The 18,633-nt window shown below is 73.4% G+C and carries 15 protein-coding genes; 3 read left to right on the top strand and 12 right to left on the bottom strand.

Features of this window, described 5'->3' with window-relative positions:
* Positions 1 to 6: 6 nt before the first annotated feature.
* The 5 genes from ACGFWJ_RS34505 to ACGFWJ_RS34485 all read right to left on the bottom strand — a co-directional run bounded on the left by ACGFWJ_RS34505 (position 7) and on the right by ACGFWJ_RS34485 (position 3,767).
* A complete protein-coding gene (locus tag ACGFWJ_RS34505; RefSeq protein WP_392956587.1) occupies positions 7 to 660 on the bottom strand; it encodes a hypothetical protein in 654 nt (217 codons plus the stop codon).
* 107 nt (positions 661 to 767) lie between these two features.
* Positions 768 to 1,394, bottom strand: coding sequence for an RNA polymerase sigma factor (locus ACGFWJ_RS34500; protein WP_392956585.1), 627 nt, complete (start codon positions 1,392 to 1,394; stop codon positions 768 to 770).
* A gap of 183 nt (positions 1,395 to 1,577) precedes the next feature.
* Entirely contained in the window at positions 1,578 to 2,213 is a 636-nt protein-coding gene (locus tag ACGFWJ_RS34495) for a DUF7003 family protein (RefSeq protein ID WP_392956612.1), read from the bottom strand.
* Positions 2,214 to 2,281: 68 nt separating this feature from the next.
* Positions 2,282 to 3,214, bottom strand: coding sequence for a homocysteine S-methyltransferase (gene mmuM, locus ACGFWJ_RS34490; protein ID WP_392956583.1), 933 nt, complete (start codon positions 3,212 to 3,214; stop codon positions 2,282 to 2,284).
* A 58-nt stretch (positions 3,215 to 3,272) separates the two neighbouring features.
* A complete protein-coding gene (locus ACGFWJ_RS34485) occupies positions 3,273 to 3,767 on the bottom strand; it encodes a carboxymuconolactone decarboxylase family protein (RefSeq protein WP_392956581.1) in 495 nt (164 codons plus the stop codon).
* Between the two features lie 303 nt (positions 3,768 to 4,070).
* Between ACGFWJ_RS34485 and ACGFWJ_RS34480 the strand changes: the two genes are divergently transcribed.
* On the top strand, positions 4,071 to 4,610 hold the full coding sequence (locus tag ACGFWJ_RS34480) for an EF-hand domain-containing protein (RefSeq protein ID WP_392956579.1): 540 nt from the start codon (positions 4,071 to 4,073) through the stop codon (positions 4,608 to 4,610).
* A 134-nt stretch (positions 4,611 to 4,744) separates the two neighbouring features.
* On the opposite strand, the gene ACGFWJ_RS34475 is transcribed toward ACGFWJ_RS34480, so the two are convergent.
* The 6 genes from ACGFWJ_RS34475 to ACGFWJ_RS34450 all read right to left on the bottom strand — a co-directional run bounded on the left by ACGFWJ_RS34475 (position 4,745) and on the right by ACGFWJ_RS34450 (position 10,825).
* On the bottom strand, positions 4,745 to 5,197 hold the full coding sequence (locus ACGFWJ_RS34475) for a DUF6917 domain-containing protein (protein ID WP_392956577.1): 453 nt from the start codon (positions 5,195 to 5,197) through the stop codon (positions 4,745 to 4,747).
* The gene (locus ACGFWJ_RS34470; RefSeq protein ID WP_392956575.1) at positions 5,194 to 6,141 is read right to left on the bottom strand and encodes a Gfo/Idh/MocA family protein; all 948 of its coding nucleotides are present in this window, start codon (positions 6,139 to 6,141) and stop codon (positions 5,194 to 5,196) included. The genes ACGFWJ_RS34475 and ACGFWJ_RS34470 overlap by 4 nt, the downstream gene beginning before the upstream one ends.
* Entirely contained in the window at positions 6,138 to 7,274 is a 1,137-nt protein-coding gene (locus ACGFWJ_RS34465; protein WP_392956573.1) for an Ldh family oxidoreductase, read from the bottom strand. The genes ACGFWJ_RS34470 and ACGFWJ_RS34465 overlap by 4 nt, the downstream gene beginning before the upstream one ends.
* 98 nt (positions 7,275 to 7,372) lie before the next feature.
* Positions 7,373 to 8,662: a M20/M25/M40 family metallo-hydrolase gene (locus tag ACGFWJ_RS34460; RefSeq protein WP_392956571.1), complete on the bottom strand. Its 1,290-nt coding sequence runs from the start codon at positions 8,660 to 8,662 to the stop codon at positions 7,373 to 7,375.
* A 97-nt stretch (positions 8,663 to 8,759) separates the two neighbouring features.
* Entirely contained in the window at positions 8,760 to 9,728 is a 969-nt protein-coding gene (locus tag ACGFWJ_RS34455; protein WP_392956569.1) for a sugar phosphate isomerase/epimerase family protein, read from the bottom strand.
* Positions 9,725 to 10,825, bottom strand: coding sequence for a hypothetical protein (locus ACGFWJ_RS34450; protein ID WP_392956567.1), 1,101 nt, complete (start codon positions 10,823 to 10,825; stop codon positions 9,725 to 9,727). Before ACGFWJ_RS34450 ends, ACGFWJ_RS34455 begins: the two co-directional genes overlap by 4 nt.
* A 414-nt stretch (positions 10,826 to 11,239) precedes the next feature.
* On the opposite strand from ACGFWJ_RS34450, the gene ACGFWJ_RS34445 reads away from it, so the two are divergent.
* Both ACGFWJ_RS34445 and ACGFWJ_RS34440 read left to right on the top strand, forming a co-directional pair.
* Positions 11,240 to 12,412: a DegT/DnrJ/EryC1/StrS family aminotransferase gene (locus ACGFWJ_RS34445; protein WP_392956565.1), complete on the top strand. Its 1,173-nt coding sequence runs from the start codon at positions 11,240 to 11,242 to the stop codon at positions 12,410 to 12,412.
* The gene (locus ACGFWJ_RS34440) at positions 12,409 to 13,560 is read left to right on the top strand and encodes a DegT/DnrJ/EryC1/StrS family aminotransferase (protein WP_392956563.1); all 1,152 of its coding nucleotides are present in this window, start codon (positions 12,409 to 12,411) and stop codon (positions 13,558 to 13,560) included. The genes ACGFWJ_RS34445 and ACGFWJ_RS34440 overlap by 4 nt, the downstream gene beginning before the upstream one ends.
* A 60-nt stretch (positions 13,561 to 13,620) precedes the next feature.
* Here the strand turns inward: ACGFWJ_RS34440 and ACGFWJ_RS34435 are convergent, their stop codons facing one another.
* Positions 13,621 to 15,300, bottom strand: coding sequence for a class I adenylate-forming enzyme family protein (locus ACGFWJ_RS34435; protein WP_392956561.1), 1,680 nt, complete (start codon positions 15,298 to 15,300; stop codon positions 13,621 to 13,623).
* Positions 15,301 to 18,633 lie beyond the last annotated feature (3,333 nt).

Genomic DNA, 18,633 nt, shown 5'->3' with positions numbered 1-18,633 from the left:
TCACGGTTACTGCGGGTTGTTGTCCGCGATGGCGTCGCCCGGCAGGGCGGGCGCGCAGTCCGGGCCCGGGATGTCGGTCAGGCCACCCATGATGACGCTGGTGCCGTGGGCCGGGTCGGTCTTCGCCAGCGGGAATACGATCTGCACCTGCTTGTCCGCCGGGATCCGAGCGGGGTTGAGGATCAGGACGAGCTTGCCGTTCTCCCGGCCGAGGGTCCAGCTCTGGTTACTGGGCTCGGACGCGGGGCTCGCGTTGGGGACCGGGGCGTCCGCGGAGGGGGCCGGGGCGTCCGCGGAGGCGGACGGCGAGCTCGACGGCGCGGTGCTGGCCGAAGTGGACGGCAGAGGCGCCGGGGCCTGGCAGTTGGGATCGCCGGCGTAGACGCGGGCGCGGACGCCGAGCCGATCGAGTTCGCGCTGCACCTTGGCGAGGTCGATCTTCCCCGCCGGGTTGACGACGGTGAGCTTCACGGTGCCGTTGTCGGCGGTCTGCAGGGTGTACGCGGCCGCGGTCTGGGCCGGCAGCGCGGCCACGACGACACCGGCCGCAGCGGCCACCAGACCGGCCGGCAGCGCGATCCGCACGCCGAGACGCCGACGCTTCGTGTTCGCGTTCCGCCGCTCGTCGTCGTGACGGGACGTGGTCAGCAAGCTGCTCATCAGATGTTCCTCACGTTGGTGCCCACGGCCGGCGGGAAAGTCGCGTTCGGCAGGCACCGGCAGCATCCGACGCAGCGTCCGCAGGTCGTCGTCCTGGTACCCGGTCATCACGCGTTCCCCTTCTTCGGCCCGACCGCTTCGGTGCGGTCAACTGTTACCTGCCGTCCTGTGGCCGCCGGTTCCACCCGCAGGCCGAGATTTTTTTGTGCGAGCCGGTCCAAGCGGCGGCGGGCCCGGGACAGCCGGGAACGGACCGTGCCCACCGGCACCCCGAGCGCGTGCGCGGCCGCCGCATAGTCCAGCCCCGCCCACACGCACAGCGCCAGCACCTCCCGGTCGGAGCGGGAGAGACGTTCGAGAACCTCCCGCACCGAGGCGATGCGCTCCTGGTCCTCCAGCCGCCCGACCAACTCGTCCGCGAAGTCGGGCAACAGCTCCGGCTCGGGCATCCGCTCCATCAGCGCACGGTGCCGCCGCGCCACCCTGCGACGGCGGTGCACCACGAACGTCGCGATTCCCAGCAACCACGGCAGCAGACTCCCGCCGGTCGGCTCCGCCTTCTCCCGCAGCCGCCACGCCTCCAGGAACACCAGCGAGGCGCAGTCCTCCGCCCCCGACCAGTCACCGGTCAGCCGAAAGCAGTGGTTGTACACAGCCCTGCCGTGCTCACGAAACAGCACCCCGAAGGCGCCCTCGTCACCCGCCCGTATCCGGGCCCGAAATCCTGGATCCATACCTTTCTCCGCCGACCACGGGCACACGGGTTCCACGTGAGCTGAGCCACACCGCGACCGGGCGCTGCCCGCTACGGGGACCCCACTGCCGCCCGCGGTTGCGCACGGCGTCCGCCACCGCCGCGATCCGGTCCGGCCCGCGCCCACCTGTCACGAGACGCTCCCGGGCTGTCCGGGCAGGCGTCACAGCGTTCCGGCGTCCGGCCAGTGGGACCAGTGGGTGTTCGCGGGGAGCGTCGGCCGGTACCGGGCCGGGTCGCCGGAATCCAGTACCTCGGCGATCATCCGGAAGGTCTCGTGCCCGCTCGGCATGACGGCCCCGAGGTCCTCCGGCTGGTGCCACTCGTCGAGGCGCAGCAGCTCGGGCAGGTCGGCGGGGATGCGGGCGCGCAGCTCCGTCCCGTCGGCCATCAGGAGGTCCCTGTTGGCCGGGGCCAGCAGGCGGAACACGTCCTGCAGCGGGGTGCCCGCCGGGGCGTCGACCGCCAGCGCGGTGCCGCGGACCACGACCGGGACTCCACCCGCGTAAACCTCTTCGCCGTGGGGGTCGATCTCCGCCATGTTGTCCACCCGGTCCAGGAAGTCGCCGAACCCGGGCTCACCGCGCGTCAGGCAGTTGCCGAAGCAGTGCACGACGTCGATGAGGTTGCCGCCGCGCGGGGTGTAACCCAGCAGCTCGGCGACCACGGCCCAGCGGGTGTCGTCGCCGAACAGGTGGATCCGTGCATCGACCGGGTAGTAGTAGCCGTTGTCCTGGTCAGGGAACTCCGCCCGGTCCGCACAGAGATCGAACTGCCCGAGAATCGACGAGGTTGTCATCACGGCCTCAGGCTACGGGCCGTCGCCGTCGCCGTCGCTGTCGCCGTCGGCCCGGAGTCGGCCGGCGGTCACCCGCCCAGTGCCGCCGCCACCGCCGCGATCCGATCCGGCCCCACCCGGCAGCAGCCGCCCACCAGTTGGGCCCCGGCCGCCACCCAGTCCGGTACCTCGCCCGGGTCGAACGCCGCTGCGCCCGCCCAGTCGTGGGCCGTCGCGTTCCAGCCCTCGCCGCTGTTCGGGTACGCCACCGCCGGCCGGCCCGTCACCTGCACCGCCAACCGTACGGCCGACGAAACCTCCTGCGGCGCACAGCAGTTGACGCCCACCGCCACCACCTCCGGCACGTCCGCCACCAACGCGAACGCCTCCGCCAGCGGCTCGCCGCCCCGGGTCAGGCCGTCCGCCGCGCCGAACGAGAACCACACCGGCACGCCCAACCCCCGTACACACTCGGCGAGAACGGACGCCTCCAACAGATCCGGCACCGTCTCCACCGCCAGCACGTCCGGACCGGCCGCCGCCAGCACCTCCAGTCGTGGACGGTGGAAGGCGGTCAACTCGGCGGCGGAGAGCCCGTAATGACCCCGGTACTCGGAGCCGTCCGCCAGTACCGCCCCGTACGGACCCACCGACGCCGCCACCCAGCGTGCCCGTCCGTCACCCAGCCGCGAGGACTCCTCCTCGGCCGCCAGCCGCGCCAACTCCACGCTCAACGCCAGCAGTCGGTCCGCCTTGGCCGCGCCCACGCCACGCGCCGCGAAACCCGCCCGGCTCGCCTGGTAGCTCGCGGTGGTGGCGACCTGCGCCCCCGCCTCGAAGAACGCCCGGTGCGCGGCCACCAGTTGGCCGGGATCGTCCAGCAGCAATCGCGCCGACCACAGCGCGCCGGACAAATCGCAGCCCTGCGCGGCCAGTTGGGCGGACAGCCCACCGTCCAGCACCACCGGCCCCGCCGCCAGCGCCGCCGCGAACCCGCCGGGGTCCTTGCGCACCGTTGTCATCCCTCCAGCCTGCCGCACGACCCGGCACCGGGCTAACCGGTGCGCGCGGGCGGGACGGTCAGCCCTCGGTGGCCGGCACCGGCCGGGAGGTGACCGCGATTCGGTTGTACGCGTTCACCACCGTCGCCGCCCACGCCACGAACGCCGCCTCGGCGTCGGACAGTACCGCGCGCGCCGCACGCTGCGCCCGTGCGCCCTCCGCGTGGTCCGGAAGGCGGGTGACTGCCTCCGCGAGGGCCAGCGCGGCCCGCTCGCGGGGCGTGAACAGCGCGCCGGACTCGCGCCAGGCCGCCAGCCGGCCCAGCCGCTCGTCCGACTCGCCGGCCTTCCGGGCGGCTGCGGTGTGCAGGTCCACGCAGTACGTGCAGCCGTTCAGCTGCGAGCAGCGCAGCCGCACCAGTTCGAGCAGCAGCGGTTCCAGCCCGGCTGCCGCCGCGGCCTGCTCCACGGCGGCGTGCAGGGCGTGCACGGCGGCGAAGGCCTGCGGGGCGAGCTCGATCAGCGGGAGCGCGGGGAGCGTCGCGGAGGTGTCGGTCGTGGAGGTCTCGGTCACGGAGCGAGGTTAGGGGCCCGGAGCGCGCCCTCCGCCAGCGAACCGGACGACGATCACCCGCTCGTGAGGCCGGTCGCGAAACCGTTGACGGCGTCCCCAAAACGTGGCTGGAGGCCTGGAGTTCAAGGGGTGTGGGCCTCGCGTTCGGTCAATGCGGGGGCGCCGTCACCCAGTTGGCGGTACGTCGGCGAACCGGAGTGCGTCACGCCGGTACTGTGACGTTCCGTGTCCGACCGCACCGATTGTGTGATGGCCGACTCCTTGAAATGATCCGCCCGCTCAGACTCAATCTGGAGACCCGAGATGACCAGTTCCGTGCAGGCCGACCGTACCCAGAAGCGCTTCGACCTCTGGGACGTGAACGGTGACGGCCAGATCGACCGGTCCGACTGGGACGCCGAGGCCAAGCGCATCCTGCAGGCCTTCGGCGAGGACCCGACCTCCCCGGCCGCTCGTCAGCTGACCGACGCCTACCTCGGCATGTGGAGCTTCTTCGCCGACAAGGTCGGCATCGACGAGCAGACCGGTGCGCTCACCCCCGAGCAGTTCAACCACGTCGCCGAGGAGCACGTGCTGGAGAACGGCGGCGCCGGCTTCGCCCGCGTCGTCAAGCCGACCATCCAGGCCATGGTCGAGCTGGTCGACGTGGACGGCGACGGTCAGGTCAACCCGGCCGAGTTCAAGACCTGGCTGGACGCCATCGGTGTCGAGGGCGTCGAGCCGGCCGAGGCGTTCCGCCAGATCGACGCCAACGGCGACGGCCAGCTGTCCGTCGAGGAGCTGGTCCAGGCCGTCCGCGCCTACCACATGGGCGAGTTGGACGTTCCGCTGCTGGGCCGCTGAGCCCCGCCGCGCGGCCGGCGACGGCCTGACGCACCCGGGCCCGGAACGGGGGAGGCACCTCCCGCTCCGGGCCTTCGTTCGTTGTTCGGGTCGCCTCGGGCTTCGACAGGCGTCAGGATTCGCTCCGACAGGCGTCAGGATTCGGTGGCCGCCGGGACGAACCGCACCGGCAACTCCGGCCGCAGGTCCAGCTTTTCGCCGGTCAGCAGGTGATCGGCCGCGATCAGCACGTTGTAGTGGTTGGGGAAGTGGCAGGCGTCGAAGCCCAGCACCGTCCCCACTCGGTGCTCGCCGACGAACACCTCGTCGCCCCGGTCCAGCACCCCCGCCGCCGCGATCTCCGCGAAGCCGAGGAACCCCACCCGGTCGATCCGTGCGCCCGCCGCCGTGTCCCGCTGGTCGGTGGTCACCAACTCGTGCACCTCGCCGGCCCGGACGCACCGGCTGGCGAACGGCTCCAGGCTCATCCCGCGATCCGTCCGGCTGTGCAGCAGCACCTTCACCAGCGTGCCCGTCACCGTCCGCTTCGGCCCGTTCTCCCGTACCGGGTCCGCCAGTTGGGCCCGGTCCTCGCGCTGCCGGATCACCCGCGCACCCCCGCCCGCTCGGCCCGGTACGCCGCCTCGACCACCCGCAGCGCGTCCACGCCGTCCGGGCCCCGGAAGCCCCGGAAGTTGTTGCCGCCGCCCGCGCCGCCGCCGGCCAGGAGGTCGGCGAAGTCGGTGACGATGCCGACGTACTCGTGCCACAGTGACTGCTTGAACCCGTCGTGCCCGGCCAGCAGGTCGGCCCGTAGCACCGAGCCGTCCGCCAACTCCACGGCCACGTCCTTCAGTTCGCCGGGGTACGACCAGTCCAGCTCGATCCGGCCGCGCACCCCGCGCGGACCCGACAGCTCCAGCAGCGCGTACCGGTCCACCCCGCCCTCGTCGCGCACCACCTTCGCGGCCTCCACCCGCATCGGGCCGGCCAGCAGGCGCAGCAGGTCGTACGCGTTCGGGCCGTTGTCGGCGATGCAGCCGCCGCCGCAGCGCTCCGGGTCCAAGTACCAGCGGTCCCGGCCGACATGCTCCTCGATCCGCTCGAAGTACCGCGCCGTCACCGACCGCACCGGCGCCGCGCCCTCCAGCGTTCGGCACAGCTCCCGCACCGCCGCGTTGTACCGCCGGTGGAACGCCGTGAACAGCGGCACCCGGCGCTCGACCGCCAGCGACGCCAACTCCGCACCCTCCGTTGCCCGCAGCGCCAGCGGCTTCTCCACGCACACCGGCAGGCCCGCCCGCAGCGCGTCCCGGCAGATCGTCAGGTGCAGGTCGTTCGGGACGGTCACCACAACGGCGTCCAGGCCGCCCGTGGCCAGCAGCTCCCGGTGGTCCGTGAAGCACCCCACCCGGCCCTCGAACTCGCGCAGCAGATCCGCGTCCCGGTCGCACACCGCCGCCAGTCGCACCCCCGGGACCTGCTCCAGCGCGGCCAGGTAGAACCGCGAGATCACCCCGAGCCCGATCACTCCCACCCGCAGGCCGCTCACTCCGCCACCTCCACCGGGCGCACTCCGAACTTGGCTGCCACAGAGGCGAGTTCGACCAGCAGCGGGGCGGCCAGTGCAACGCCGTCACGGTGCGCCGCAGCGGTCCGCCGGGCCTCGTGCCAGCCGGGGTAGACGACCGGACCGGCCTGCCCGGCGGCGGGCGGGCAGGCCAGCACCGTGGAGAACAACGTCCGTGCGTCCGCGGCGACTTGCTCCGGATCGCGGAGCGCCGCCGGGGCGATCGCCAGCGCGAACAGGCCGATGTCGTCGTCCCGGCCGGTCGGACCGCCGTCCCCGTCCAGCGCCGCCGGCTCCGGGCCGAGACCAGCACCGGGCAGCATCGCCGCCAGCACCTCCACCATCAGCCCGAGCCCGAACCCCTTGAACCCGGCGCCCGAACCCGAGCCCAGCCAGAGCAGATGCGCCTCGCCCCGGTCGAATGCCGCCGGATCCGTCACCGGCCGCCCGTCCTCGTCGGCCAGCCACCCCTCGGGGATGGCCCGCCCCGCCCGCGCCGCCGCCCGCACCCGTCCCGTCGGAACCGCCGTGGTGCTCATGTCCAGGACGTACGGGGGGAGTTCACCCGCCGGCGCGGCCACGCTCCACGGGTTGGTGCCGAGCAGCGCGACCGCGCCACCCGGCGGGCGGGCGATCCGCTGCCGTCCGCAGTTCGACGCCAGTAGCCCGATCATGCCGCGCCCGGTCACCCGCGCCGCATGGTGCCCCGCACACCCGAAGTGCGTCGCCCGCCGCACCGAGACCAGCCCGATGCCGAGCCGCTCCGCCCGGTCCGCCGCCAACTCCATCGCCGCGCCCGCCTGCCACAGCCCGAGCGCGTTCCGCGCGTCCACCAGCACCGCCGCCCCCCGGTCGGCCACCACCTCCGGTTCGGCCAGCGGATCGGCCCGGCCCTCCGCCAACAGCGGCAGATACAGCCGGGACAGGTTCACCAACCCGTGCGAGTCCATCCCCGCCGCGTCCCCGTAGCACAACGCCTCGGCCGCCAACCTGGCTCGCCCGGGCGGCAGTTGGTTGGCGACGAAGACCTCGGTGGTGAACCGGATCAGCTCGGCGTACGGAACGTGAACGGTGCGGGCGGCGGCGGACGTTGGCGAGGACGCCACGGTGGTCATGGGCAACAGCCTCCGGACAGTGGTGAAGTCTTGGGATGGGGAGCGGAGTTGGTGAACGCCCTGCCGGGCATCTCCCGGCGGGTTGGCGGTCGACCCGGTCAGCGGCGGTGCGTTCGGTGACGGGCGAAGGCCACCAGCAGGCGGGCCACCGCCGCGGCGAAGCCGTCGAGTTGGGCGAGGTCGGCGAACTCGCCCTCCGCGTGCGCCCGGTTGGCGCCCAGGTCGCCGGGGCCGAGCACCACGGTGAACGCGTCCGGCAGGCCCGCCGTCCAGATCGCGTCGCAGGTGAACGCCGGTTCGCCGTCCGGGAGTCGGGGGATGCCGGCCTGCCGCGCCAGCAGCTCCTCGAACGCGGGATGCCGGTTGTCCAGGACGGGCAGGCCGCGCTTGAGCCAGTCCAGTCGGGTGATCCGCGCGCAGTCGGCGGCGGTCCGGGCGAACTCCGGCAGCCCGGCGAACTCCCGCCGGAACGCGACCAGTCCGGCCTCGACCGCCGCCAGCACCGACGCCTCCGCCCGGCGCCCCGAACTCGCGTCCCGGTAGGGGAGGTTGAGCAGCAGATCGCCGGTTCCGTACACCCGGTTGTGCAGCGGACCGGTGCTCAGACCCGCCACGCACACCGGGTCGCGCGGAGCGGCCACGGTGCCCAACTCCCTCGCCAGGTACTGCGCGAGGAAGCCGAGCAGGACGGTCGCGTTGTGGCCCGCGCCCGGGCAGTCGTCGATCGCGTCCTCGCCGCGCACCCGCAGCCGGGCGGTGGCGGCGGCGGTGGCCCGGGGCAGATAGCGCAGGCCGGTCGGTTCGCAGAACACGTTCAGCGCGCCCACGTACCCGGCCTCCACCAGCGGACGAGTGCCGAACACGCCCATCGCGCCGCCCTCTTCACCCGACACGGCCTGCACCAGCACCCTGACCGAACTGCCCACGCCGGGCTCAGCCGCGACCGCCGCCCGGATCCCCGCCAGCAACGCCACCGCCGGGCCCTTGGCGTCGATCGAGCCCCGCCCCGTGAACCGCTTCCCGTCGAAGCCGACCGGCTCCGGGCCGGCCACCGTGTCCAGGTGCACGTTGAACATCACCGTCGCCGACCGGGGCAGCTCCGGGCCGAGCCGCAGCACCAGGCTCGGCTGGGACGCCAAGAAGCCTTCCTCGCAGGCCCGTTCGCGAACATTCAGCGGCACGTCCGGACGGTCGAGATCCGCCGCCCGGGGCGCGCCGCGATACACCTCGGCCAGGCCGATCGCCCCCGCCGCCCGGGCGTACACCCCGAGCGCCTCGGCAAGCAACGGACGCGGCGCGCCCGGGCCGGTCTCCAACGGGCCGGCGGTCGGCAGCCGGAGGAGGTCGAGCAGCAACTCCTGGTCGCCAGGCCCGAGTCGGGCGTCCATCGGTGCTGGCGTTGGCGCTGCCGTCGGTGCTGGTGCTGGCGTCGGCGCTGGCTTTGGCGTCGGGTGGGCGCCGGTTTCGGCACCGAGGGCTCTGGTGTCACCGCGCACGCGACACCCCCGCCGCGTGCTCCAGCCCGCCGGGCGCCGGGCGCCAACCGGCCGCGGACGGCAGGATCTCGCGCTCCACCAGCGCGCTCAACGCCCTTCCGGCCGCGACGAACCCGCTCGCGGCGGTGCCGTCCGCCGCCAGGCCCTGGTGCGGGCGGGTGGCGAGATGGGGCTCCAGTGACCATCCGCCGCTCCAGCCCCGGTCCACCAGGAAGCGCAGGCTCTCCGCGAGCCGCGCCGCCCCGTCACCCGGCAGCACGTACTCGGTGCGGTCGCCGTCGCCCACCGCGTCCTTGATGTGCACGTGCGCGACGTGGTCGGCGATCTGACGGAGCATCAGGTACCCGTCGTAGCCGTGCGGGACTCCATTGCCGGCGTCGAACAGCAGGCGCAGCGCCGGGCTGTCGACGGTGGTCACCAGGTCGAGTTGGCGTTCGGCGGCGGTGCCGGCCCAGCCGCTGCAGTTCTCGTGCAGCAGGGTCAGGCCGTCCTGGCCGGCCAGCTCGGCCAAGCGGGCCAGCCGCTCCAGCACCCGCCGGCGCCAATCCGCCTCCGACAGGCCCGCGTTGGGGTAGGACATGACCCGGATCCGGTCGGTTCCCAGCAGCGCGGCGCGGGCGGCGAGTGCGGCGAGTTCCGTCAGGTCGCGGTCGAAGTCGGCGGTGATCCGGCTGTCCCAGTTGCCGATCCGGGAGGCGAGGCAGGTCACCCGGACGCCCCGGGAGGCGAGCGTCTCGGCGATCCGGCCGACCCGGTCGAGCGGCAGCTCGGCGATCCAGCTGCCGTCCACGGTCCGCAACTCGAGGTCGCGCCAGCCGAGCTCGTCCAGCGCGTCGAGCTGGCCGGGCAGGTCCGGGGCGGCCTCGTCGCCGATGCCGCCGAAGCTGATCGTGGGGGCGGCTTCGCCCGACGTGGTGACGGCGGTGCCGGTGGCACGCGGGGCGGGGGCGGCGGTCATCGGGCCGCCGTCGCGCGGCGCTGCGCGTCATGCGTCTGCGCGTCACGGACCTGCGCGTCACGGACCTGGGCCTGGGCCTCACGCGCCTGCGGCTCACGTGCCTGCGCGGCGATCGTCTTGGCCTGGTCGAGCAGCCGTACCACCTGGGAGTTGACCGCCAGGTCGGGGTGCGGGTGATGAACGCCGCCCGCTGCGCCGCCCGCCGTGCCGCCCGCCGTGCCGCCCGCCGCGAAGTAGGCGTAGACGCGGTGCAGGAAGGTGCTCAGCGAGTCGTCGTGGAGCAGTTCGGTGCTCTCGCCGTCGTGGTCGATGACGGTCAGCCGGGCGTAGGCGTCGGCCTCGCTGCCGGGGAAGTGGCCGATCAGGGTGCCGTGGGCGAGTTCCAGGGTGACCCGGCGCTCCCGGACGGGGGAGGTGAGGTCGGAGCGGATCCGGGTCCACGCGCCGCTCTCGTGCTGGAGGTTGAGCCAGGCGGTGCCGAGCCGGGGCAGCACCCGCCCGCCGACCACCATGTCGGTGCCGCCCGCGCCGGTGACTCGGCCCGGCCCGGCGAGCGAGAGGCAGAGGCCGAGGGAGTGCGGCAGTTCGATGTCGAACGCGGTGGGGTGGCCGTCGCCGGCCAGCGAGCGGGAGAAGCGCGGCTTGCGCTGCACCACGTGGATGGTCCGCAGCGGGCCGTACGCCCCGCTCGTCAGTGCGGCGCGCAGCCGGTCGGTCAGCCGGCTGCCCAGCCACTGGGCGACCACCACCAGGTCCAGCCCGTGGCGCTCGCGCAGCGCGAGCAGTTCGTCCAGCCCGGCCGCGTCGGCGGCGAACGGCTTCTCCAGCAGGATGCGCCGGTAGCCGAGGCGGCCCAGGGTGTCCAGGGCGGCGACCCGTTCGGTCGGCGGGGTGCAGAGATGGACGACGGTGTCGGCCGGGTCGGCCAGCCGGGGTGCCTCCGCGAGGCTGACTGGCCGCAGATCGACGGCTGCCCCGGGACGGCGGTGCGGGTCGACCGCGAGTATCGGTGCGTGGGCGAACAGGTGCGCGGAGTCGGCGGCGGTGCGCAACCGGCGCAGCACCGGCAGATGGAGTCCGCTGCCCGCCCGTCCCATTCCGACCAGTAAGGTCCCGAGTCCGTTCGACATGGCGAGCCGTCCTTCCGTCCGATTCGCGGGGATCGCTTCGCCGGGTATTCAACCAGCACTTCCGGCCATGCCTGCGTGGACGTCAACTCGCTTGTCCTGCAAGCCATTCGAAAGAGTGAAGTCGCCATTCTCGCGCGGTGGACGGCGGTGGTGGCAGCATAGATTCAGCGGGGTGCACCCGGCTGCCGTGCGGACGATTCACCTGCTCCGGAAGGCCGGTGCCGAATCCAACCGGAAAACGCTTTCCCGTTCCCTGTGGCGGTGTTCGGAAAGCGTTTTCCGGTTGCCTCCGAACCGGCGGTGCCGCCGCCTTCGCGCAACGTCGGCATGCCCCCCTACCGCCCCACCGTCCATCACCGCCCCACAACCGATGAGAGTTCCATGGGTGCCTCCTCCGGCGTCTCCTTCTTCAGCCAGGCCGAGACCTTCGAATCCCTCTGGCCCACCACCCGGCGCCACCTAGACGAACTGATGGACCGCGGCAAGTACTCGCACGGCCCCAAGGTCGCCGAACTCGAAGCCGCCCTCGCCGCCTGGACCGGCGCCCGCCACGTCGTCGGCGTCAACAGCGGCACCGACGCGCTGGTCCTGCTGCTGCGCGCGGCCGGCCTGCAACCGGGCGACGAGGTGATCGTCCCGACGTACAGCTTCGTCGCCTCCGCCACCGCCGTGGTGCTGGCCGGCGGCCGCCCGGTCTTCGCCGACATCGACCCGCTCAGCTACAGCATCGACCCGGCCGGTGCGGAAGCCGTCCGCACCGAGCGCACCCGCATGATCATGCCGGTCCACCTGTTCCACCAACTCGCCGACCTGCGCGCCCTGCTGGACTTCGCCGACCGCCACCGCCTGACCGTGGTCGAGGACAGCGCCGAGGCGTTCGGCATGCGCTGGGACGGCGTCCACGCCGGACTGCACGGCACCGGCGGCGTACTGTCCTTCTTCCCCACCAAGACACTCGGCGCGATCGGTGACGCCGGCGCCGTCCTCACCGACGACCCCGCCATCGCCGACGCCGTCGCCGCGATGCGCCACCACGGCCGCACCGGCCGCACCGTCGACGACTTCCCCACCATCAACCGGCCCACCGAACTCCTCGGCACCAACAGCAAGATGGACGACATCCAGGCCGCCGTCCTGCTCGCCAAGCTCACCCGCGCCGACCAGTGCATCGCGCGCCGCGCCGAGCTCGCCGCCCGCTACACCGAGCGCCTGTCCGGCACCCCCGGCCTGACCCTGCCCACCGTCGTCCCGCGCGAAGCCGCCACCAACCCCGTCTGGTACGTCTACCTGATCGAGTCCGACCACCGCGACGAGCTCGCCGCCCACCTCGCCCGGCACGGAGTCCAGACCGAGACCTACTACCCGACGCCGCTGCACCTTCAGCCCTGCTTCGCCCAACTCGGCCACCGGCGAGGCGAGTTCCCGCAGGCCGAGGCCGCCTGCGAACGCGCCCTCGCGCTGCCGCTCTACCCCGACCTCGCAGACCACGACCTGGACCTGGTCAGCGACCTGGTCCGCGGCTTCCAGCACGGAAAGCACGGGACTCACCGATGACCACCACCGCACCCCCTCCGATCCCGTTCTTCCCGCCCGACCTCTTCGAGGACGACCGCGACCTGCTGCTGGACGTCGTCCACGAGGTCGCCACCGACCCCGCCCAACGCTTCATCCTCGGCGAACGAACCGTCCGCTTCGAGGAGTTGCTGCGTGCCGACCTCGGCGTCGCCGACGTCATCGCCTGCGGCAGCGGCACCACCGCACTCACCCTCATCCTGCGCGCCATGGGCATCACCGCCGGAGACGAGGTGATCGTCCCCGCGTTCGGCTGCGCCCCGCTCGCCAACACCGTCCTCGGCGTCGGCGCCACCCCCGTGTTCGCCGACATCGACCCGCACACCCTGGTCATCGACCCGGACGCCGCCGAGGCCCTGATCACCGCCCGCACCAAGGCGTTGATGCCCGCCCACATGTTCTCCGTGATGGCCGACATGCCGCGCCTGCGCGCCCTCGCCACCCGCCACGGCCTCCGCCTGATCGAGGACTCCGCCGTCGCCCAGGGCGCCGTCCTGGACGGCCGACCCGCCGGCACCTGGGGCGACGCCGGCCTGTTCTCGTTCGTCCAGGTGAAGTCCTTCGGCGGCCCCGGCGAGGGCGGCGTCGTGGTCACCGACGACCCCGAACTCGCCCGCACCGTAAGGATGCTGCGCAACCACGGGCAGGACGGCGTGCACCGCTTCCGGCACCACCTGATCGGCATGAACAGCCGGTTCGACGAAATCCTCGCCGCGTTCCAGCTGCGCCGCCACCCCGGCCTGGCCCGTCGCCTGGCCCGCCGCGCCGAGATCGCCGCCCACTACACCGAACGGTTCACCCAGCTCGCCGGCCACGGCATCACGCCGCCGCCGCCCGGCACCAACGGCCGCTGCTACTACGTCTATTCACTGCTCGCCGAGCACCGCGACCAGCTCAGGAAGCACCTCGCCACCCACGGCATCGACAGCCACGTCTACTACCCGAGCCCGCTGCCCCACCAGCCCGCGTTCGCCTCCGCCGTCCCCACCGGCGGCCACTGGCCCAACGCCGAACGCGCCGCCCGCCAGTGCCTCTCCATCCCGGTCTACCCCCACCTGACGGACACCCAGGTCGAGCGGATCACCGCCGCAGTGCTCTCCTTCGCCGACGCGCCCGCCCCCGTCGGCTGACCCGCCACGCATCGCCGGGGCCCACCCAGCAGCTGTGGTGGGCCCCGGCCGTCACGCGTCTCAACTCGCGACAACCACCTGTCCCTGCCCACGGGTTGCCGCGGCCGCCAACTCCGTCAGCACCAAACGGTCCGGCTTCCCGGACGCGCCCAGCGGCAACCGCTCCAGCAGCACCAGCCGCTCCGGCCACTTGTACTTCTCCAGCCCGCACAACTGGCCCAGGTAGTCCGTGAGTTCGACGAGCGCCAACCCGCCCGCCGGTTCGCGCGGCACCGCGCAGACACACATCCGCTCGCCGAGATCCGGATCCGGCACCGGCACGCACACCGCCTCCACCAGCCCGGGGTGGCCCTCCAGCAGGCGCTCCACCTCCGACAGCCCGATCGACACCCCACCCCGGTTCACCATCTGCTTGATCCGCGCCACCACCCGCAGCGACCCGTCCGCCTCCAGCACCCCCCGATCGCCGGACCGCACCCACCCGCCGTCCACCCGCAGCAGGGTGTCCAACTCAGGCTCCCCGACGTGACACAGCGGACTCATCGGCCCCCGCGCCTGCACCTCACCCGCCATCCCCACCGGCACCGGAAGCCCGTCCGGCCCGCACACCCGGAACTCCGCCACCGCCGGATCTGGACGCCCCACCCGCAGCACATCGACGTCCGAACTCGTCCACCGCGCATGACAGTTCACTCCGTCACTGGACCCGTACACATTCACCACCGGACACCCGAACCGCCGCAACGTCGCCCCCAGCACGGCGGACGACAGCATCGCCGAACTCGACACCACCGCCTGCAAGGACGACAAGTCCTCGCCCGCCACCGGAAGTTGATCCGCCAGACGGCGCAGCATCGTCGGCACCGCCGCCAGGTGAGTCGGCCGCCAACGCCCCACCGCCGCCAGCGCATCCGTCGGATCGAACCGCTCCCGCAACACCACCGTCGCCCCGCACCGCACCAACGACACCACCGCCAACGAGCCGTACGCCGTCGCCGGATGCACCAACAGCAACACCCGCGGCGGCGCCCCGTCCACCGTCTCCAGCACCCGCTCCACGTACCGCCCGCGGCCCCCCGCCAGCGCATTGTGCGAATACGCGATCAACTTCGGCGCGCCCTCCGACCCCGACGACACCAGAATCCGCGCCGGCGCCTCCGCATCCACCACCGCGGGCTCCCACCCCACCCGCTCCGGCCACGGCTCCGCCCCCAACACCACCACCTCGTGCAGCCAAGGCAGTTCGGGCCGCAACCCGTCCACCAGCGCCTTCCACTCCGGCACCGTCACCACCGCATCCGCCCGCGACGTCCCCAACAACGCCAGCAGGTCCCGCCGCCCATGCCCCGGCACACACGGCAACACCACCGCCCCCAGCGCCGCCACCGCCAGATCCACCGCCACCGCCCGCCAATCCGCCGGCACCTTCGTCGCCACCACCGACCCCGGCCCCACCCCCCGCGCCGCCAGCCCCGCCGCCAACCCCCGCACCCGCCCGGCCAGTTCCGCGAACGTCACCTCACCCCCGTCATCCACCACAGCCACCCGCCCCCCATCAACCCCCACCCGCCCCACAAACAACTCGTACAACCCCCGCCCCGGACACCACCCCCGAGCCACCCACTCCTCCCGCAACTCCCGCCCCACCTGATCCGGAAACTCCACCCCAGCCACCGAGACCCACATACCGCCCACAACCACCACTCCCATCACTGATCGATCCCACACCGAAACCCCCACCAACACCCCTCGCTCAACACGCCAACTCCCCGCCCACCCCACGCCATTGCCGCCCACCCCCGCCCGCACCGCCGACACCCCTTGCCCCGACACGCCGCCGACGGCGGGGCCGACACGGGCGCCCCAGGCGCAACGCCGCAGTGCCCCTTGCCCCGACACGCCGCCGACGGGGGGCGACACGGGCGCCCCAGGCGCAACGCCGCAGTGCCGCCCGGCCGAACCCACCGGGCCGCGTAGCGTCCGGGCCGCCACCAACGCACCTGCGGTCCGGGCAGTCGGTATTTGTCGCTGCCGAAACGCCAGGTGCCACCGGCTCTGATTCGTTCTACAGCCGCAGTCGCGTCTGCCCGACGCCGATGCGTTCGCCGGGTTGCGCCGCCCGGCAACACTGCCTGGCGCGCAGGCGGGGCGAGTTGGTCGTTGCCGAGCTGCGCGGCGTTCAGCGTCACCGGCCTTCCAGGGCCGAGCCGTCGGTGACCTGCCGTGCCGCCCGCGGCACCCCGCGGCGGTTCCGCCAGTGCGCGTGTTCCTGGCGCGGCGGGGTGAGCCCGCAGCTGTGGACCCGTCCCATCGAGACAACGGCGTTCACCTCCCCGGCCTGCCGCAGCGCCGTAACGCCGCCCGGCCACGTTCGTCGAGACACCTTGCCGTCCCTTGACGTCCGCAGGCCGAGGGCGGCGCACCACCGAGCGCCCCCGCCTGCCGGCGACCGCCTGAGGCCGGACAGTTGGTCGGCAGCGCATGAATGGTCGATCGCCAGATCCGCATGACCGAACGCCGCCTCGCCGGCCTGCATCGTCTGAGTGGGCAGCGCCGACTTCCGGAGCCTGGCCAGCTCCACAGCCCCAGCCGTGTCTGCCCGCCGCCGATACGTTCATGGCGTCGCGCCGCCCGGTGGCGGTGCCTGGCATGCAGGCGGGGCGAGTTGGTCGTAGCCGAGAGGCGCGACGTTCGGCGTCAATGCCCCTACAAGGCGCGGTCGTTGGCGGCCTGCCATCTCGCATACCGGCGCCCGGTGGCTGCCCTACCGGTCCAGGAGCGGGGTGAGCCGGCAGCTGCGGACCCGTCCCACTGGGGCCACTGCGTCCACTTGCTGGGGTAGCTGCGGTGCCGCAGTGCCACCCGACAGCGTCTGCCGGGATGCGGCGCCGTCCCTTCGTTCCAGCAGGCAGAGGGCGGCACCTCGGCGAGCGCCCCAACATGCCGTCGGCCGCTTGGATCGGGGTGGTTGTTCGGCAGCGTGCGTGTGGTCGATCGCCGGATTCGCGTGGCCGGGACCCGTCTCGCGGTTCCGCTTCGCCTGAGTGGGCAGGGCCGACTTCCGGAGCCTGGCTGGCTCCACAGCCCCAGCCGTTTCTGCCCGACGCCGATGCGTTCACAGCGCCGCGCCGCCCGGTGGCGGTGCCCGGCATGCAGGTGGGGCGTGTCCGTCGAGGTGTGAGGCGTTCAGCGCCACCGGGCCTCCAGGGCAGCGCCGTTGGTGACCTGTCGCACCGCGCACCGGCACCCTGCGGCGGTTCCACCGATGCAGAAGCTCCTGGCGCGCCGGAGTGAGCTCGCAGCTGGCGGCCCGTCCCACTGAGGCCACGACATCCACCTGCTGCGCCAGCCGCGGCGCCGCAACGACACCCAACCGCATCCGCCGCAATGCAGCGCCATCCCTTCGCCCCGCCATGCAGAGGGCGGCACCTCGGCGAGCGCCCCAACACGCCGTCGGCCGCCTGGATGGAGGTGGTTGTTCGGCAGCGCGCGTGTGGTCGATCGCCAGATCCGCGTGACCGGGCCCCATTCCGCGGGTCCGCGTCGCCTGCGTGGGCGCTACCGATCACTGGAGCCTGGGCAGCACCGAAGCCCCGGCCGCGCCTACCTGTCACCGACGCCTTCGCGCTGCCGTGCCGCCGGTCTCCGGGGTCGGATGCGCAAGTACGGTGCTTCGGTCGCGGCCAGTGCCTGCGGCGTGACGAGTCGCGCCGCCCGCAGATCTCCTGCGGAGTCCCGGCGGGGGTGGGCATGAGTGGAGTGGCGGGAGTTCTACCGAGACAGCGACCCCCACCTGCCGAGCCCGCCGCACCGCCCCAATGCCACCCGACGGCACCTGCCGGGACGCCCGGGACGCCGTTTCGCCTCTCCGCCGGAGCAGGCAGAGCGCGGCACCTTCGAGCGCACCCCCACCTGGTATCGGCTGCCCGGCGCAGGGTCGTTGCTGGGCAGCGGGAGTGTGGTCGGCTGCCAGGTGTACGTGACCAGTGCCTGAACCAGCGGACCATTCCAGCCGAGTGGGCGTCGCCGACCCCGGGGGCGTGCGCAGCTCCGCGGGCCCACTTGCCGCCTCGTGTCACGGCGTCGCGCCGCCCGGCGGCGGCGCCGCGCGTACACACGCCGCGCTTCGATCGTGGCCGAAGCGTGTGGCCGGAACCGCCACCACCCTGGCAGGACAAGGACGTTGGTGACGCGACCCGCTGTCCACAGCCACCCCGCAGAGTCCCGGCCGGACCAAAACAGCGGCCTTCACCCGCCGAGCCTGCCGAGCCCGCCGAAACGCCGCAACGCCACCCGACCGCGCCCGTCGAAGCCCCACGCCGCCCCTCCACCCCAACACCCGGAGCGTGGCACCTCCGCGAACCTCCCCGCCCGCCGTCGGCCACCCGGAGCAGGGCCGTTGCTCGACAGCGCGCGGATGGCCGACCACCGGGCGAACGCGTCCAGGGCCCGCAGCGTCGAACCGCGCCGCCACCGCCAACCGTCGAACCGCGAACAACTCCCCGGCCGCGCCGCCCTCTGCCCGCCACCAACGCGCTTCCGGCGCCGCACCACCCCGCCCCCGCCCCGGGCGTCAGCGCACCACACACCCGCCGTCGCCGAAGCCCACCACAGGCCGCACGGCCACCCCGCCGCGAACCGGCACTTGCCGAGTCGCCCGCGGGCCCGGACCTGGTGCGCCGTAGACCCACAGGCGCAGCCGTGCCCGCCACACCACGACGAACGCCTCCGTGCCGGCCCACCCCAGCCGAGCCCACGCCGCTCCTCGCCGCCGACGCCTGGCCACCCGCCCGCCAACGCCGCCCCGCCGCGCACGCCCCCCGCCCGCCCGAACCACCAGACCCCAGCGCGCCACCCCGCCGCCCACCGCCGTCAGCCGTCCACCCACCCGTCGTCGCCGGCCACTCGTCACTGCGCCCAGGCCCGCACCCGCCCCCCTGCCCTCCGTCCGAAACGCCCTCGGACGGAGGGCAGCACCGACCCCACCGCCCGTACGCGCAGCGCCTGCGGCCCCGCCCGGCGAGGCCCCTGCGGCGTGACGCCCGCTGTCCTGAGCGTCCGCACAGCGGTCGC

Source organism: Kitasatospora sp. NPDC048407, from assembly GCF_043200475.1.
Taxonomy (GTDB): Bacteria; Actinomycetota; Actinomycetes; order Streptomycetales; family Streptomycetaceae; genus Kitasatospora.
Note: the sequence above shows the minus strand (reverse complement) of the source record. Positions and strands in the feature narration are given on the sequence as shown.

What these genes read in the sequence shown, in the direction of transcription:
- ACGFWJ_RS34505 (WP_392956587.1), bottom strand. Translation starts at nt 660, where the DNA reads ATGAGCAGCTTGCTGACCACGTCCCGTCACGACGACGAGCGGCGGAAC.
- ACGFWJ_RS34500 (WP_392956585.1), bottom strand. Translation starts at nt 1,394, where the DNA reads ATGGATCCAGGATTTCGGGCCCGGATACGGGCGGGTGACGAGGGCGCC.
- ACGFWJ_RS34495 (WP_392956612.1), bottom strand. Translation starts at nt 2,213, where the DNA reads ATGACAACCTCGTCGATTCTCGGGCAGTTCGATCTCTGTGCGGACCGG.
- mmuM (WP_392956583.1), bottom strand. Translation starts at nt 3,214, where the DNA reads ATGACAACGGTGCGCAAGGACCCCGGCGGGTTCGCGGCGGCGCTGGCG.
- ACGFWJ_RS34480 (WP_392956579.1), top strand. Translation starts at nt 4,071, where the DNA reads ATGACCAGTTCCGTGCAGGCCGACCGTACCCAGAAGCGCTTCGACCTC.
- ACGFWJ_RS34465 (WP_392956573.1), bottom strand. Translation starts at nt 7,274, where the DNA reads ATGACCACCGTGGCGTCCTCGCCAACGTCCGCCGCCGCCCGCACCGTT.
- ACGFWJ_RS34460 (WP_392956571.1), bottom strand. Translation starts at nt 8,662, where the DNA reads ATGGACGCCCGACTCGGGCCTGGCGACCAGGAGTTGCTGCTCGACCTC.
- ACGFWJ_RS34455 (WP_392956569.1), bottom strand. Translation starts at nt 9,728, where the DNA reads ATGACCGCCGCCCCCGCCCCGCGTGCCACCGGCACCGCCGTCACCACG.
- ACGFWJ_RS34450 (WP_392956567.1), bottom strand. Translation starts at nt 10,825, where the DNA reads ATGGGACGGGCGGGCAGCGGACTCCATCTGCCGGTGCTGCGCCGGTTG.
- ACGFWJ_RS34445 (WP_392956565.1), top strand. Translation starts at nt 11,240, where the DNA reads ATGGGTGCCTCCTCCGGCGTCTCCTTCTTCAGCCAGGCCGAGACCTTC.
- ACGFWJ_RS34440 (WP_392956563.1), top strand. Translation starts at nt 12,409, where the DNA reads ATGACCACCACCGCACCCCCTCCGATCCCGTTCTTCCCGCCCGACCTC.